The sequence below is a fragment of the Pseudomonas sp. B37(2017) genome (genome assembly GCF_002112885.1).
Classification (GTDB): domain Bacteria; phylum Pseudomonadota; class Gammaproteobacteria; order Pseudomonadales; family Pseudomonadaceae; genus Aquipseudomonas; species Aquipseudomonas paraglycinae.
In genome coordinates, this window is the sequence record NZ_NEIX01000005.1 from 95,063 (window position 1) to 109,676 (window position 14,614).

Sequence of the window (14,614 nt, forward strand, 5' to 3'; positions counted from 1 at the left end):
GTCCCGGGCCTTGTTACAAGGCGCTTCGGGAACCCCGGAATCCGTGCATGATCGACTATGCTTGAGCAGCGAAGGGAAACGGAAGTGGTTCAACACCCCATGGATATCAAATTCACCCACCGGCTGTCGTACAAACAGGCCCGGCTTACCGTGCTGGTCGGGTTCATTCTGGGCACGCTGCTCAGCCTGCTGCAAATCGGCATCGATTATGCCAGTGAAGACGCGTCCATCAACCGTGAAATCCTGTCTTTGCTGGAAATCAGCCATAACCCGGCCTCGCGCATCGCCTACAACATCGATGCCGAACTGGCGCAGGAACTGACCCTGGGCCTGCTGCGCTCGCCGGCGATCATTTCCGCACAACTGACCGACAACAATCAGACGGTGCTGGCCAACGTCAAACGCCCGGAGCTGCAAAGCGGCTACCGGATGATCAGCGACTTCCTGTTCGGCGCCAAACGCCAGTTCGAAGACCGCCTCTACCTCGATCACTTGCCCAACGAATCCCTCGGCACCCTGCGCCTGGAAGTCGACACCTACGCGTTCGGCAGCCGCTTCCTGCGCCGGGCCGAGGTCACGCTGCTCAACGGGTTTGCCCGCAGCCTGATTCTCACCGGGATCCTGCTCGCGCTGTTCTACGTGATGCTGACCAAACCGCTGGTGCGGGTGATTCGCGAACTCAGCGGCCGCGACCCGCGCAGCGCCGAGCCGACCACCCTGGAATGTCCGGGGGGGCACGCCAACGACGAGATCGGCGTGCTGGTCAAAGTTGCCAACCAGCAGTTCGAAAACATCGCCACGGAAATCCAGCAGCGGCGCAATGCGGAAAACCGCCTCACCGACTACCTCGCGCAACTCGAAGACATCGTGTCCGCGCGTACCGCCGAGCTCAAGGCGATCAACGCGCGGCTCAGCCAGTCCAACCAGGAACTCGAAGTGGCCCGCAGCACGGCACTGGACATGGCCGAAGCGCGTTCGGCCTTTCTCGCCAACATGAGCCACGAGATCCGCACCCCGCTCAACGGCCTGCTCGGGATGATCGCCCTGTCGCTCGACGGCCCGCTCAACGCCGAACAGCAGCAACAACTGTCGATCGCCCACGACTCGGGCAAAGTGCTGGTAGAGCTGCTCAACGATATTCTCGACCTGTCGAAATTCGATGCCGGGCAACTGGAACTCGAACACATTCCGTTCGATCTCGGCTCGCTGATCGAAGACACCGCCAACCTGCTGTCGCAGAACGCAGCGCCGAGCGTTGAACTGACTTGCCTGATCGATCCGTACTTCCCGGCGCTGGTACTCGGCGATCCGACCCGGGTCAGGCAGATCGTCAGCAACCTTCTGTCCAATGCGCTGAAATTCACCCGTTTCGGTCGGGTCGATGTGCGCTTGTCCACCTGGAAGGACGGCGTCCGGATCGAAGTCTGCGACACCGGCATCGGTATCGCCCAGGAAGCGCAGGTGAAGATATTCCAGCCGTTCACCCAGGCGGGTGCCGGCATCACCCGCCAATACGGCGGCACCGGGCTCGGGCTGGCATTGACCTACAACCTTTGCGAAGCGATGCAGGGGCGCCTGACCATCAGCTCCGAAGTGGGTTTCGGCAGTCAGTTCTGCGCCGAACTGCCACTGCCCTGCCACACCCGCGCGGTGATTCCGCCACCGTTGCACGGCAAGGTGCTGGCGATCACCAACGCGGTCAGCGGGCTGGCGGAGCTGCTGGAAAGTCTGCTGCCGGTCTGGGGGCTGACCTACGAACAACGAACCCTCGACGACCCACTGCTCGGCCTGTCCCCCGACGTCATCATCACCGACTGCCCGGAATGCCTTTTCGGCCTGCGCCCGGCGATGACGGCACCGATTCTGCTGGTGACCGCTTATGGCAGCTTCATGCCGGGTGAAGAAGCCACCGCCCTCGCCCCGTTGCAGCAGCAGGCCCGACCGCTGGCTCGCAACGCGCTGTATCAGAATCTGCGCCGGACACTGTTGCCGGACCTCACCACCATCGACCGCGCACGCCTCGAAAACGTGCCGTCGCAGCGGCGCGGTCGGGTGCTGTTGGTGGAGGACAACCCGGTCAACCAGTTGGTGGCCAAGGGCATGCTGGGCAAACTCGGCTGCGACGTTGTAGTCGCCGCCCATGGCGTGGAAGCGCTGGATCAGCTGGAACACGACGAATTCGATCTGGTGCTGATGGACTGCAATATGCCGGTGATGGACGGCTACGAAGCCAGCCGCCAGATCCGCCAAAGCGGACGCTGGCCGCATCTGCCGATCGTCGCCCTGACCGCCAACGCCATGTCCGAGGAACGCGAACGTTGCCGGGCGGCGGGCATGAGCGACTACCTGGCCAAGCCGTTCCGCCGTGAAGAGCTGGCGGCGCTGCTGGACCAGTGGATTCCGACTACGACAGTGCTTTGATCTGCCCCAGCAGGTGATCGAGACCGTCGCGCAAGTCATTGAGCCGGTCCAGATCCACCCCGCTGTCGCACAACAGCCGCGCCTTCAACGGCCCGACCTGTTCACGCAGCGTCTGCCCTTGCGGCGTTAGGCTCAGATGAACCTCACGCTCGTCACGGGCCGAGCGCTGACGCTGGACCAGTTGCAGTTGCTCCAGACGCTTGAGCAACGGCGTCAGCGTGCCGGAATCCAGTGCCAGACGCTCACCCAGCGCCTTGACCGTCGGTTGCTCCGGCGCGGTTTGCTGCCATTCCCACAACACCAGCATCGCCAGGTATTGCGGGTAGGTCAGGCCAAGCTGATCGAGCATCGGTTTGTAGGCACGGATCACCGCCCGCGATGCGGCATACAACTTGAAGCACAGCTGACTGTCGAGCTTCAGCGAATCGGCGGACAGGCTGTTCATTTGAGCAGGGCTTCGATCTCGCGGCTCAGATCCTGCGGCTTGGTGGCCGGGGCGAAGCGCTTGACCAACTGGCCGTCCTTGCCGATCAGGAACTTGGTGAAATTCCACTTGATGCCCTGAGAGCCCAGCACGCCTGGCGCGCGTTTCTTCAACTGCACGAACAGTGGATGCGCGCCGTTACCATTGACTTCGATCTTCTTGAACAGCGGGAAGCTGACACCGTAGTTCAGCTCGCAGAACTCGCTGATGGCGCCCTCGTTGCCCGGCTCCTGCTTGCCGAACTGATTGCACGGGAAGCCCAGCACCACCAGGCCCTGATCCTTGTAGGTCTGCCACAGTTCCTCAAGGCCTTTGTACTGCGGCGTGAAACCGCATTTGCTGGCGGTGTTGACCACCAGCACTGCCTTGCCGGCGAAATCGGCGAGGGTCTTCTGCTCGCCTTTGATGGTGGTGCACGGAATGTTCAGCAGGTTATCGCTCATGGTGCGCACTCTTGAAAAATGGGTAGACGGCAAAAATAGCGAGCAATTGAATTGTGTGCAATTTAATTATTCGAAAGGCGACCCATGGATCGCCCGTATCGGTTACTCGCGCGGCACCAGGTCCAGGCACACCGAGTTGATGCAGTAACGCAGGCCGGTCGGCGGCGGACCGTCAGGGAATACGTGGCCCAGGTGCGCATCGCACTTGGCGCATTTCACTTCGGTGCGGATCATGCCGTGGCTGGTGTCACGGATTTCGGTCATGGCGCTCTCGCCGATCGGCGCGTAGAAGCTTGGCCAGCCGCAACCGGAATCGAATTTGGTCTTGGAATCAAACAATGGCTCGTTGCAGCAGACGCAGTGATAGACACCGTCAGTCTTGGTGGCGTTGTATTTACCGGAGAACGGTCGCTCGGTAGCACTGAGACGGCACACGTTGTATTGCTCGGGGTCGAGCATCGCCCGCCATTCTTCCAGGGTCTTTTCAATCTTTTCCATCATCACACCTCAGCGGCTGAAAAAGCCCGATCTGTACCTTTTCCACGGATCGGGCGGCACGTATGATTGCGCCTCGTCACACGCCAGTCTGGCAGCGGGTTCCTGCGCATTCAAACGGATTGTTGGAAACCGCCGCTCGAGACACTTGCCTGTGTGAAGACGCAGGATTCCCAGCACGGTTGTCCACCCGCCGCCTGGATCGTTCATTTTCGGGATCACATCGCCATGCAGTTCAGCAAATCGAACAAGCTCGCCAACGTCTGCTACGACATTCGCGGCCCGGTGCTCAAGCACGCCAAACGCCTGGAAGAGGAGGGCCATCGCATCCTCAAGCTGAACATCGGCAACCCGGCGCCCTTTGGTTTCGAAGCGCCGGACGAAATTCTCCAGGATGTGATCCGCAACCTGCCGACCGCCCAGGGCTACAGCGATTCCAAAGGCCTGTTCAGCGCGCGCAAGGCGGTGATGCAGTACTACCAGCAAAAGCAGGTCGAAGGTGTCGGCATCGAAGACATCTACCTGGGCAACGGCGTGTCCGAGCTGATCGTGATGTCGCTGCAGGCACTGCTCAACAACGGCGACGAAGTGCTGGTGCCGGCGCCGGACTACCCGCTGTGGACCGCTGCCGTGAGCCTGGCCGGCGGTAACGCGGTGCATTACCTGTGCGATGAGGGCGCCGACTGGTTCCCGGACCTGGCCGACATCAAGGCCAAGATCACCCCGAACACCAAGGCGATGGTGATCATCAACCCGAACAACCCGACCGGCGCGGTGTATTCGAAGGAAGTGCTGCTCGGCATGCTGGAACTGGCCCGTCAGCACAACCTGGTGGTGTTCTCCGACGAGATCTACGACAAGATCCTCTACGACGACGCCGTGCACATCTGCACCGCTTCGCTGGCCCCGGATCTGCTGTGCCTGACCTTCAACGGTCTGTCCAAATCGTATCGCGTGGCCGGTTTCCGTTCCGGCTGGATCGCCATTTCCGGGCCGAAACACAACGCCCACAGCTACATCGAAGGCATCGACATGCTGGCCAACATGCGCCTGTGCGCAAACGTGCCGAGCCAGCATGCGATTCAGACCGCTCTGGGTGGCTATCAGAGCATCAATGATCTGGTGCTGCCGCAAGGTCGCCTACTGGAACAACGCAACCGTACCTGGGAATTGCTCAACGACATTCCCGGCGTGAGCTGCGTGAAGCCGATGGGCGCGCTGTACGCGTTCCCGAAGATCGACCCGAAAGTCTGCCCGATCCACAACGACGAGAAGTTCGTGCTCGACCTGCTGCTCTCCGAGAAGCTGCTGGTGGTGCAAGGCACGGCGTTCAACTGGCCGTGGCCTGACCACTTCCGCGTGGTCACCCTGCCGCGGGTCGATGACCTGGACATGGCCATCGGTCGCATCGGCAACTTCCTCAAGTCCTACCGCCAGTAACCGGCGCTCAGTGCGCAACGGCCCGAACGTTGCGCACTGTCTGATTCAGCAACACTTCTGCTCCGCCCCTCCTCCAGCACCTTCTACACTTTCGACTCATACGAATCATGCGTGCCTGACGCAATGAGACCGGGTGCCGCGTGCCTGTCATCCATAGCGGATCCGGCGGTGGGAAATGTCCCATGCCCGACGAATCCGGTGTAGGACACAGTTTGAAATAGTCACTCGGTTGAATCGCCAGGTGCCGCACCTTATATACCCCGCAGTACGCTACATCTTTAGCTTGAGGAGATTTCTACAACCATGATGCGCATCCTGCTGTTTTTGGCCACTAACCTGGCGGTCGTGCTGATAGCCAGCATCACCCTGAGCCTTTTCGGCTTCAACGGGTTCATGGCGGCCAACGGGGTTGATCTCAACCTCAGTCAGCTGCTGGTCTTCTGTGCAGTCTTTGGTTTCGCCGGCTCCCTGTTCTCGCTGTTCATCTCCAAGTGGATGGCGAAGATGAGCACCAGCACCCAGATCATCACCCAGCCACGCACCCGCCACGAACAATGGCTGCTGCAAACCGTCGAGCAACTGTCCCGGGAAGCCGGGATCAAGATGCCTGAAGTCGGGATTTTCCCGGCCTACGAAGCCAACGCCTTCGCTACCGGCTGGAACAAGAACGACGCACTGGTCGCGGTCAGCCAGGGCTTGCTCGAACGTTTCAAGGAAGATGAAGTGCGGGCCGTGCTGGCCCACGAGATCGGTCACGTGGCCAACGGCGACATGGTCACCCTGGCGCTGATCCAGGGCGTGGTGAACACCTTCGTGATGTTCTTTGCACGAATCATCGGCAACTTCGTCGACAAGGTGATCTTCAAGAACGAAGAAGGCCAGGGCATGGCCTACTACATCGCGACCATCTTCGCCGAGCTGGTGCTGGGTATTCTGGCCAGCGCGATCGTGATGTGGTTCTCGCGTAAACGTGAGTTCCGTGCTGACGATGCCGGTGCACGCCTGGCCGGTACGGGCGCGATGATCAACGCATTGCAACGTCTGCGCGCCGAACAGGGCCTGCCGGTGCACATGCCTGACACCCTGAACGCCTTCGGCATCAACGGTGGCATCAAACAAGGGTTCGCCCGCATGTTCATGAGCCACCCGCCGCTGGAAGAGCGTATCGACGCCCTGCGTCGTCGCGGTTGATCAAACCGGCGCACCAACCAAAAGGCCCGCAGTGATGCGGGCCTTTTTTTTGCCTGTCGATTACTGTCCGGAAATCCGGTAAACCCGTTCCTCCAGCCGCGTAACGCCGGCCTGCACGAACTTCCAGCTGTCACCGAGTACATCCTGCTCTTCCAGCATCTCGACGCGCCAGGTACTGCCCAGCAAACGCTGCACTTCGGCATCGTCTACGGAAAATGGCGGCCCGGGCATCTGCGACTGGTCATAATTCAGCGTCACCAACAGCCCTCGGCATATCGGCAAAAGTCCCTGCAAGTGCGCCGCATAACGCTCGCGCATCGCTGGCGGCAAGGCAATCACTGCCGCCCGGTCATACAGCGCGGTGCAACCGGCCACATCAGCCGCCGTCAGCGAAAAGAAATCCCCGCACCACAACTCGATCGCGCCAGCGCGATAAACCTTGAAGTCGCCCTGCTCGCTCACCTGCGCCTGCAATTGCTGCTCAAGAAAGAAGTCTTCCACGGCCTTTTCCGACAGCTCGACGCCGAGCACCTGATGACCAAGGCCGGCAAGCCACAGCAGATCCAGACTTTTACCGCACAACGGCACCAGCACACGCGCTTGCGCCGGGATGGCCAGATCGGGCCAGTGCCGCTGCAAATACGGGTTCACCTCAGGCTGGTGAAAGCCGATCTGGTTCGATTCCCACTTCTTGTGCCAAAACTCCGGCTGCATGCATCCTCCTAAGAATTCGATCAAAAGGCGTTAAAACTTATATTGGAATTAGATCAATGAACTGACTGAAGATGAGCCATCTTAACGCTCAGGAACCCTTCCATGTTTCCCAGCCTGTTTATCTCTCACGGCTCGCCCATGCTGGCGCTGGAGCCCGGCGCCAGCGGCCCGGCCCTGGCGCGGCTGGCGGCCGAACTGCCACGCCCGAAAGCCATCGTCATCGTTTCCGCCCATTGGGAAAGCCATGAGCTGCTGGTCAGCAGCCATGCGCAACCGGAAACCTGGCATGACTTCGGTGGCTTCCCCCGTGCGCTGTTTGAAGTTCAGTACCCGGCACCGGGCAATCCGCAACTGGCCCGCGAGGTTGCCGACCTGCTGACCGCCAACGACCTGCCCGCACGTCTCGATCCACAACGACCGTTCGATCACGGCGTGTGGGTTCCGCTCTCGCTGATGTACCCGCAAGCCGACATCCCGGTGGTCCAGGTTTCCCTGCCCAGCCGTGGCGGCCCGGCGTTGCAGAACCGCGTCGGTCAAGCGCTGGCCAGTCTGCGCGAACAGGGCATTCTGTTGATCGGCTCCGGCAGCATCACCCACAACCTGCGGGAACTGGACTGGCACGCCGGCCCGGAAAGCGTCGAGCCGTGGGCCCGGGATTTCCGCGACTGGATAGTCGACAAGCTCGCCGCCAACGACGGAGCCGCCCTGCACGATTACCGCCAGCAGGCACCGAACGCCGTACGCAGCCATCCGAGTGACGAGCACCTGTTGCCGCTGTACTTCGCCCGCGGCGCTGGCGGTGAATTCAGCATTGCGCATCAAGGTTTCACTATGGGCGCGCTGGGCATGGACATCTATCGCTTCGGCTGATGCCTAAATCGCAGGCAAAAAAAATCCCCGAACCAGTCGGGGATTTTTTATGTTCGATCAATCAGCCCAGAGGCGGATCAATCTTCGCGGTAGCGACGCAGTTTCAGCTGCTTGCCGGCAACGCGAGTGTCCTTCAGCTTGGTCAGGAGTTTGTCCAGACCATCTTCCGGCAGCTCGACGAGGCTGAAGCTGTCACGCACCTGGATGCGACCGATGGCTTCACGTGCCAGACCACCTTCGTTGAGGATGGCGCCCAGCAGGTTTTTCGCCGCGATACCGTCACGCGCGCCCAGCGCGGTACGGCAACGGGCACGGCCTTCGCCCAATGGCATCGGAGCACGACGCTCGCGGTCACCACGGTCCGGACGATCACCGGAACGCTCAGGACGGTCGCCACGTGGAGCGCTGTTCGGCACCAGTGGACGTTCCTTCTCGATCGCTGCCAGGTTCAGCGCCTGACCATTGGTGGCCTTGCGCAGCAGTGCGGCAGCCAGGGCACGCGGGGTGCAACCGATGTCGGCGGTCAGGCGATCCAGCAGATCACCGTGAGTCGATTCGGCGTCAGCCACCAGTGGCGACAGGCTGTTGGTCAGTTTCTTGATGCGGGCATCGAGAACGGCCTGGGCGTCCGGCAGACGCACTTCGGCAACTTTCTGACCGGTCACACGCTCGATCACTTGCAGCATGCGGCGCTCACGCGGAGTCACCAGCAGCAGCGCGCGGCCTTCGCGACCGGCACGGCCGGTACGGCCGATACGGTGCACGTAGGATTCCGGATCGTACGGCATGTCCACGTTGAACACGTGGGTGATGCGCGGAACGTCCAGACCACGGGCGGCTACGTCGGTCGCTACAACGATGTCCAGACGGCCATCTTTCAGCGAGTCGATGACGCGCTCACGCTGGTTCTGGGCGATGTCGCCGTTCAACGCTGCGGCTTTGTAGCCTTTGGCGTCGAGGGCGCTGGCCAGATCCAGGGTCGCTTGCTTGGTGCGCACGAACATGATCAGAGCGTCGAAATCTTCCACTTCCAGCAAGCTGAGAACGGCAGAAGTCTTCTGGTCAGCGTGAACCAACAGGTGAGCCTGTTCGATCGCGGTAACGGTCTGGGTCTTGCTCTGGATCTTCACGTGCTTTGGATCGCGCAGGTGACGCTCGGCGATGGCACGGATCGATTGCGGCAGGGTCGCCGAGAACAATACGGTCTGACGGGTTTCCGGCATGGCCTTGAAGATGACTTCGAGGTCGTCCATGAAGCCCAGTTTGAGCATTTCGTCTGCTTCGTCGAGAACCAGGTGGTTCACGGTCTGCAGCACTTTTTCGTCGCGACGCAGGTGGTCGCACAGACGGCCCGGAGTGGCGACAACGATCTGTGCGCCATTACGGATTGCTTTCAATTGTGGGCCCATCGGCGCGCCGCCGTAGACAGCCACAACAGTCACGCCCGGCATTTGCTTGGCGTAGGTTTCGAAAGCGGTTGCAACTTGCAGCGCCAACTCACGAGTTGGGGCCAGGATCAGAGCTTGCGGCTCGCGCTTGGACGGATCAATGCGGTGCAGGATAGGCAGGGCAAAGGCAGCGGTTTTACCGGTACCGGTTTGCGCCTGACCAATCATATCGTGACCGGCGAGGATGATCGGGATCGACTGCTGCTGAATGGCCGAAGGCTCTTCATAGCCGGTAGCGACTACTGCAGCGACAATATTGGGATGAAGTTCAAGAGCGGCGAAGCCGCCGATTTCCTGGGTCATGGGTCTGCCTCTAAGTGCATCCGCAAAGACCCATGCTCCAAAGCTGCACATGCCGTGTTGAGACTCAAGAGTCGCCCTGGCAGCTTTGTCGGCGGGGATTTGCGAAAACGAATGAATGAAAAAGAATCGTCAAGGAAGAGCCCGCAGTGCGGACGTGCAGCCGAAGCTGACTTCGGGGAATTGCGCTACCTAAACGCGGCCCGGTTAAAGGCCGGCGCGCACTATACCGGAATTTGCCCAAAAAGGGAGCTTTTTTTATCGGCGAAATACAGTTGTCACCGCTGTGTAACGGGGTTTTGCGGATAATCGGGCAAAGGTCTATTTTTCAAAGACCCCGGCCCTGCGGGCGATGGCGCTTAAACGATTCACCGACGTGCGGCATCTGGTCGCTGCACCCTTTCTTCCCCGCGAGGAAACACCCATGAATCAGCCCTGCCCCGGCCGCGTGAGCCGTGCGCGCCACGGTCACGTGCATTTGATCGGCCTGGACCGCGCCGCCAAGCGCAATGCCTTCGACCTCGACCTGCTCAACGACCTGGCCCTGGCCTACGGCGAATTCGAGGCCGACAGTGACGCGCGGGTAGCGGTGGTGTTCGGGCATGGCGAGCATTTCACCGCCGGGCTCGATCTGGTCAATGCCAGTTCTGCCCTCGCCCAGGGCTGGCAGGTTCCCCCCGGTGGTTGCGATCCCTGGGGCGTGTTCGTCGGGCCACGGGTCAGCAAACCGGTGATCGTGGCGGCGCAGGGTTATTGCCTGACCATCGGAATCGAATTGATGCTCGCTGCCGACATCAACCTGTGCGCGAGCAACACTCGATTTGCGCAGATGGAAGTACAGCGCGGGATCTTTCCGTTCGGCGGTGCGACATTGCGGTTTCATCAGATCGCCGGTTGGGGCAACGCGATGCGCTGGCTCCTGACCGGTGACGAGTTCGATGCCCATGATGCGCTACGCCTGGGCCTGGTGCAGGAAGTCATGGCCAGCGAGGATCTGCTGCCGCGTGCCATCGAACTGGCCGAACGGATTGCCCGACAGGCGCCGCTGGGCGTGCAGGCGACACTGATGTCGGCGCGTCAGGCGCGCTATGAAGGCGAGACCGCAGCGGCGCAAAGCTTGCCGCCGCTGGTGAAGAAGTTGCTGGCCACTGAAGACGCCAAGGAAGGTGTGCGCTCGCTGGTGGAGCGCAGACCGGGGGTTTTCAAAGGTCTTTGAAGATCAGGTCGCTGGACGGATGCAGTTGATCAGCGTCTGCAACGAGTAACCGAGCTTCGGCGCCAGCGCTTCAGCCCGGGCGGTCAGCGCCTGCATGTCCAGCACCTGATCGAGATCCGCCGGCACGATCAGAATCACGTTGCCCTCCTTCACCGGCAGTTCCCAGTAATGCCGGTGATAGAGGCCACGCAGCAGCGCCGCGCCCAAGGGTTTACCGTCATCGGTGGCCCATTGGTTGATCACCAGCCAGCCGCCAGGATTCAGACGCTTCTGACAGTCACCGAGGAAATTCCACGCAAGGTGCCCGGCACCGGGGCCGACATCGGTGTACAGGTCAACGAAGATCAGATCCGCAGGTTCAGCGGTCGGCAGCAGTTCGAGGGCATCGCCAACGCGGATGTATAGCCGTGGATCGTCATCCAGCCCGAGGTATTCGATGGCCAGACGCGGTACATCCGGGCGCAGCTCGATGGCTTCGACGTCTTCCAGCGGCAGGAACTTGAGGCAGGCCTGGGTCAGCGTTCCCGCGCCCAGCCCGAGAAACAGTGCGCTCTCCGGTTGCTCGTGGCATAGCGCGCCGATCAGCATCGCCCGGGTGTAGTCGTACTCCAGCCAGCTCGGGTCGGCGGTAAACACGCAGCTTTGCTCGATGGCATCGCCGAACTCCAGAAAGCGGTAGTCGGCCACTTCCAGCACGCGAATCACGCCGAACTCATCCTGTACCTCGGCGAGCAACAGCTCGACGCGCTCCTCAGTCATTTCGTCTCCTGGTGGTCACCGGGCGCGGTGACGCGATGGCACCGCTGTGGTGCCGTGGCAAAGCGGCGATTGTCGGCGAAGCGGCGGGAGCAGGTCACGCACTAATTGCTGCTAACATGGCCGTCCGTGCGTAGAACCTTAGAGACCGTGATGAGCCAACCCTGGAGCCCTGACAGCTGGCGCGCCCTGCCGATCCAGCAACAACCCCAATACCCCGACGCTGCGCATCTGCGCCAGGTCGAGCAGACGCTGGCCAGCTATCCGCCGCTGGTGTTTGCCGGCGAAGCGCGCGAGCTGCGTCGTCAGTTTGCCGAAGTCACCCAGGGCCGGGCGTTCCTGCTGCAGGGCGGCGACTGCGCGGAAAGCTTCGCCGAGTTCTCTGCCGCAAAGATTCGCGACACCTTTAAAGTGTTGCTGCAAATGGCGATCGTCATGACCTTCGCCGCCGGCTGCCCGGTGGTCAAGGTCGGGCGTATGGCCGGTCAGTTCGCCAAGCCGCGCTCGGCCAACGACGAGACCATCGACGGTGTGACCCTGCCGGCCTACCGGGGCGACATCGTCAACGGCATCGGTTTCGACTCGGCCAGCCGCGTACCGGATCCGGAGCGTCTGCTGCAGTCGTATCACCAGTCCACCGCCACCCTCAACCTGCTGCGCGCCTTCGCCCAGGGCGGCTTTGCCGACCTGCATCAGGTGCACAAGTGGAACCTGGACTTCATCGCCAACTCGGCGCTGGCCGAAAAGTACAGCCACCTCGCCGACCGCATCGATGAAACCCTGGCCTTCATGCGCGCCTGCGGCATGGACAGCTCGCCGCAACTGCGCGAGACCAGTTTCTTCACGGCCCACGAAGCGCTGCTGCTGAACTACGAAGAAGCCTTCGTGCGCCGCGACAGCCTGACCAACGATTACTACGATTGCTCGGCGCACATGCTGTGGATCGGCGACCGCACCCGTCAGCTCGACGGCGCCCACGTCGAATTCCTGCGCGGGGTGAACAACCCGATCGGGGTGAAAGTCGGCCCGAGCATGAACCCCGACGACCTGATCCGCCTGATCGACGTGCTCAACCCGGACAACGATCCGGGCCGTCTGAACCTGATCGCGCGAATGGGCGCGAACAAGGTCGGCGATCACCTGCCGGCGCTGATTCGCGCGGTGCAGCGTGAAGGCAAGCAGGTGCTGTGGAGCTCCGACCCGATGCACGGCAACACCATCAAGGCCAGCAGCGGCTACAAGACCCGCGACTTCGCGCAGATCCTTGGCGAGGTGAAGCAGTTCTTCCAGGTTCACGAAGCGGAAGGCAGCTACGCCGGCGGCATTCACATCGAGATGACCGGGCAGAACGTCACCGAATGCATTGGTGGTGCGCGGCCGATCACTGAAGATGGCTTGTCGGATCGCTATCACACCCACTGCGACCCACGGATGAATGCCGATCAGTCGCTGGAACTGGCGTTCTTGATTGCTGAAACCCTGAAACAGGTTCGGCGCTAATTCGCGTCGCCCCTATCGCTAGCAGGCTAGCTCCCACTCGTGTACGGCACAGATTCGATGTGGGAGCCAGCCTGCTGGCGATGAGGCCAGTTCAGTCAACGCCGAACTGGGCCAGGGCCATCCGCAACCTCCCTGCACTTTCCCGCTGGCAATTGAGCTGCACCTGCTCAAGCCCCAACCAGTCCGCCATGCGCCGCAGGTTCAGCGCCAGCGCCAACATCCCCGCGTCATCCAGTCCGGTTTCTTCCTCGTGCACCGCATGCACTGCCAGTCGCCCCGCCGCCCGTTCGGCGCGCAGGTCAACTCGCGCGGCAATCCGTTCGTTGTGCAGGAACGGCAGCACGTAATAGCCGTAAACGCGTTTATCCTGCGGCGTATAAATCTCCAGCCGATAGCGGAAATCGAACAGTCGCTCGGTCCGGCTGCGTTCCCAGATCAGTGAGTCGAACGGCGATAGCAATGCACTGGCCTCGACCTTGCGCGGGATTTTCGGCTCGGGCAGGCAATAGGCGATCTGGCGCCAACCGGCGACTTCGCAGGTCAGCAGTTGTCCGTCCTCGACCAGTTCGGCCAGACGCGGGCGGGCATCGGAAGGATTCAGTCGGAAATAATCACGCAGGTCTTTTTCCGTGCCGACACCCAGCGCCTGCGCTGCATGCAGCAGCAAACCGCGCTGCGCCTCGGCTTCATCGGGCAATGGCTGTTGCAGCACGGAAACCGGAATCACCCGTTCCGGCAAGTCATACAAACGCTCGAAGCCACGCCGTCCGGCGACGGTGACTTCGCCGGCGGCGAACAGCCATTCCAGTGCGTGCTTTTCCGCGCTCCAGTCCCACCATGGCCCGGCCTTTTCCTCGCGGGTCGACAGGCTGCCAGCGCCCAATGCGCCCTGCTCTTCGACCGACGCCAGCACCCGGCGAATGGTGTCCTGTTGCTCCCGGCCGAACCGCGCCAGTTGCTGATAGATGTCCTCACCGCGCCTGGCCCGCTGCATGCGCCAGCCCATCAACGGGTACATCGACAGCGGCAGCAACGACGCCTCATGGCCCCAGTATTCGAACAGCGAACGACGTCGCCCCGAACTCCAGGCAGCCTGGTCGAGCAAGTCAGCAGAATAGGAACCGAGACGGGAGAACAGCGGCAGGTAGTGCGAGCGCACCACGGCGTTGACGGAGTCGATCTGCAACAGGCCGAGACGTTCGATCAGCCGGTTGACGTGCATCGCCTTGACAGCCGGCGGCTGGCGCCCGTGAAACCCTTGGGCAGCCAGTGCCAGACGTCGAGCCTGTTTAAGGGAAAAGGACAATGTCGCGGGCATGTGTACCTCCATGTCTGC

Annotated in this window: 13 protein-coding genes; 6 read left to right on the forward strand and 7 right to left on the reverse strand. The window is 61.6% G+C overall.

The annotated features are described in order from the left end of the window. Positions 1-57 precede the first annotated feature (57 nt). Positions 58-2,421: a response regulator gene (locus CAF90_RS14675; RefSeq protein WP_371915869.1), complete on the forward strand. Its 2,364-nt coding sequence runs from the start codon at positions 58-60 to the stop codon at positions 2,419-2,421. On the opposite strand, the gene CAF90_RS14680 is transcribed toward CAF90_RS14675, so the two are convergent. The 3 genes from CAF90_RS14680 to msrB all read right to left on the reverse strand — a co-directional run bounded on the left by CAF90_RS14680 (position 2,405) and on the right by msrB (position 3,846). Continuing rightward, positions 2,405-2,866 (reverse strand): MarR family winged helix-turn-helix transcriptional regulator, encoded by a 462-nt coding sequence (locus CAF90_RS14680; RefSeq protein WP_085607136.1) that lies wholly within the window; start codon positions 2,864-2,866, stop codon positions 2,405-2,407. The genes CAF90_RS14675 and CAF90_RS14680 overlap by 17 nt on opposite strands. Continuing rightward, positions 2,863-3,348 carry a glutathione peroxidase gene (locus tag CAF90_RS14685; RefSeq protein WP_085607138.1) on the reverse strand — a complete coding sequence of 162 codons (486 nt, stop codon included), beginning with the start codon at positions 3,346-3,348 and terminating at the stop codon, positions 2,863-2,865. The genes CAF90_RS14680 and CAF90_RS14685 overlap by 4 nt, the downstream gene beginning before the upstream one ends. 102 nt (positions 3,349-3,450) lie before the next feature. Next, positions 3,451-3,846: a peptide-methionine (R)-S-oxide reductase MsrB gene (gene msrB / locus CAF90_RS14690; protein ID WP_064383288.1), complete on the reverse strand. Its 396-nt coding sequence runs from the start codon at positions 3,844-3,846 to the stop codon at positions 3,451-3,453. Between the two features lie 225 nt (positions 3,847-4,071). On the opposite strand from msrB, the gene CAF90_RS14695 reads away from it, so the two are divergent. Beyond that, entirely contained in the window at positions 4,072-5,283 is a 1,212-nt protein-coding gene (locus CAF90_RS14695) for a pyridoxal phosphate-dependent aminotransferase (RefSeq protein WP_007955711.1), read from the forward strand. Between the two features lie 303 nt (positions 5,284-5,586). Then, positions 5,587-6,474, forward strand: a complete 888-nt coding sequence (gene htpX / locus CAF90_RS14700) for a protease HtpX (RefSeq protein WP_007955710.1) — start codon at positions 5,587-5,589, stop codon at positions 6,472-6,474. A gap of 60 nt (positions 6,475-6,534) precedes the next feature. Here the strand turns inward: htpX and CAF90_RS14705 are convergent, their stop codons facing one another. Then, a complete protein-coding gene (locus CAF90_RS14705) occupies positions 6,535-7,188 on the reverse strand; it encodes a thiopurine S-methyltransferase (RefSeq protein WP_085607140.1) in 654 nt (217 codons plus the stop codon). Positions 7,189-7,290: 102 nt separating this feature from the next. Between CAF90_RS14705 and CAF90_RS14710 the strand changes: the two genes are divergently transcribed. Continuing rightward, complete coding sequence (locus tag CAF90_RS14710; RefSeq protein WP_085607142.1) at positions 7,291-8,058, forward strand: class III extradiol ring-cleavage dioxygenase; 768 nt, start codon at positions 7,291-7,293, stop codon at positions 8,056-8,058. A 77-nt stretch (positions 8,059-8,135) separates the two neighbouring features. Here the strand turns inward: CAF90_RS14710 and CAF90_RS14715 are convergent, their stop codons facing one another. Continuing rightward, positions 8,136-9,809 carry a DEAD/DEAH box helicase gene (locus CAF90_RS14715; protein ID WP_007955707.1) on the reverse strand — a complete coding sequence of 558 codons (1,674 nt, stop codon included), beginning with the start codon at positions 9,807-9,809 and terminating at the stop codon, positions 8,136-8,138. Positions 9,810-10,230: 421 nt separating this feature from the next. On the opposite strand from CAF90_RS14715, the gene CAF90_RS14725 reads away from it, so the two are divergent. Further along, the gene (locus tag CAF90_RS14725; RefSeq protein ID WP_085607144.1) at positions 10,231-11,022 is read left to right on the forward strand and encodes a crotonase/enoyl-CoA hydratase family protein; all 792 of its coding nucleotides are present in this window, start codon (positions 10,231-10,233) and stop codon (positions 11,020-11,022) included. A 3-nt stretch (positions 11,023-11,025) separates the two neighbouring features. Here CAF90_RS14725 and CAF90_RS14730 read toward each other — a convergent pair whose 3' ends face one another. After that, positions 11,026-11,781, reverse strand: a complete 756-nt coding sequence (locus CAF90_RS14730; protein ID WP_007955705.1) for a spermidine synthase — start codon at positions 11,779-11,781, stop codon at positions 11,026-11,028. A 150-nt stretch (positions 11,782-11,931) separates the two neighbouring features. On the opposite strand from CAF90_RS14730, the gene CAF90_RS14735 reads away from it, so the two are divergent. After that, the gene (locus CAF90_RS14735; RefSeq protein WP_064383296.1) at positions 11,932-13,278 is read left to right on the forward strand and encodes a class II 3-deoxy-7-phosphoheptulonate synthase; all 1,347 of its coding nucleotides are present in this window, start codon (positions 11,932-11,934) and stop codon (positions 13,276-13,278) included. A gap of 91 nt (positions 13,279-13,369) precedes the next feature. On the opposite strand, the gene CAF90_RS14740 is transcribed toward CAF90_RS14735, so the two are convergent. Next, entirely contained in the window at positions 13,370-14,596 is a 1,227-nt protein-coding gene (locus CAF90_RS14740) for a winged helix-turn-helix domain-containing protein (protein ID WP_085607146.1), read from the reverse strand. Positions 14,597-14,614: the final 18 nt, after the last annotated feature.

Coding starts and splice junctions, on each gene's coding strand:
- CAF90_RS14705 (WP_085607140.1), bottom strand. CDS start 7,188: ATGCAGCCGGAGTTTTGGCACAAGAAGTGGGAATCGAACCAGATCGGC.
- CAF90_RS14740 (WP_085607146.1), bottom strand. CDS start 14,596: ATGCCCGCGACATTGTCCTTTTCCCTTAAACAGGCTCGACGTCTGGCA.
- msrB (WP_064383288.1), bottom strand. CDS start 3,846: ATGGAAAAGATTGAAAAGACCCTGGAAGAATGGCGGGCGATGCTCGAC.
- CAF90_RS14695 (WP_007955711.1), top strand. CDS start 4,072: ATGCAGTTCAGCAAATCGAACAAGCTCGCCAACGTCTGCTACGACATT.
- CAF90_RS14675 (WP_371915869.1), top strand. CDS start 58: ATGCTTGAGCAGCGAAGGGAAACGGAAGTGGTTCAACACCCCATGGAT.
- htpX (WP_007955710.1), top strand. CDS start 5,587: ATGATGCGCATCCTGCTGTTTTTGGCCACTAACCTGGCGGTCGTGCTG.
- CAF90_RS14725 (WP_085607144.1), top strand. CDS start 10,231: ATGAATCAGCCCTGCCCCGGCCGCGTGAGCCGTGCGCGCCACGGTCAC.
- CAF90_RS14680 (WP_085607136.1), bottom strand. CDS start 2,866: ATGAACAGCCTGTCCGCCGATTCGCTGAAGCTCGACAGTCAGCTGTGC.
- CAF90_RS14685 (WP_085607138.1), bottom strand. CDS start 3,348: ATGAGCGATAACCTGCTGAACATTCCGTGCACCACCATCAAAGGCGAG.
- CAF90_RS14710 (WP_085607142.1), top strand. CDS start 7,291: ATGTTTCCCAGCCTGTTTATCTCTCACGGCTCGCCCATGCTGGCGCTG.
- CAF90_RS14730 (WP_007955705.1), bottom strand. CDS start 11,781: ATGACTGAGGAGCGCGTCGAGCTGTTGCTCGCCGAGGTACAGGATGAG.
- CAF90_RS14715 (WP_007955707.1), bottom strand. CDS start 9,809: ATGACCCAGGAAATCGGCGGCTTCGCCGCTCTTGAACTTCATCCCAAT.
- CAF90_RS14735 (WP_064383296.1), top strand. CDS start 11,932: ATGAGCCAACCCTGGAGCCCTGACAGCTGGCGCGCCCTGCCGATCCAG.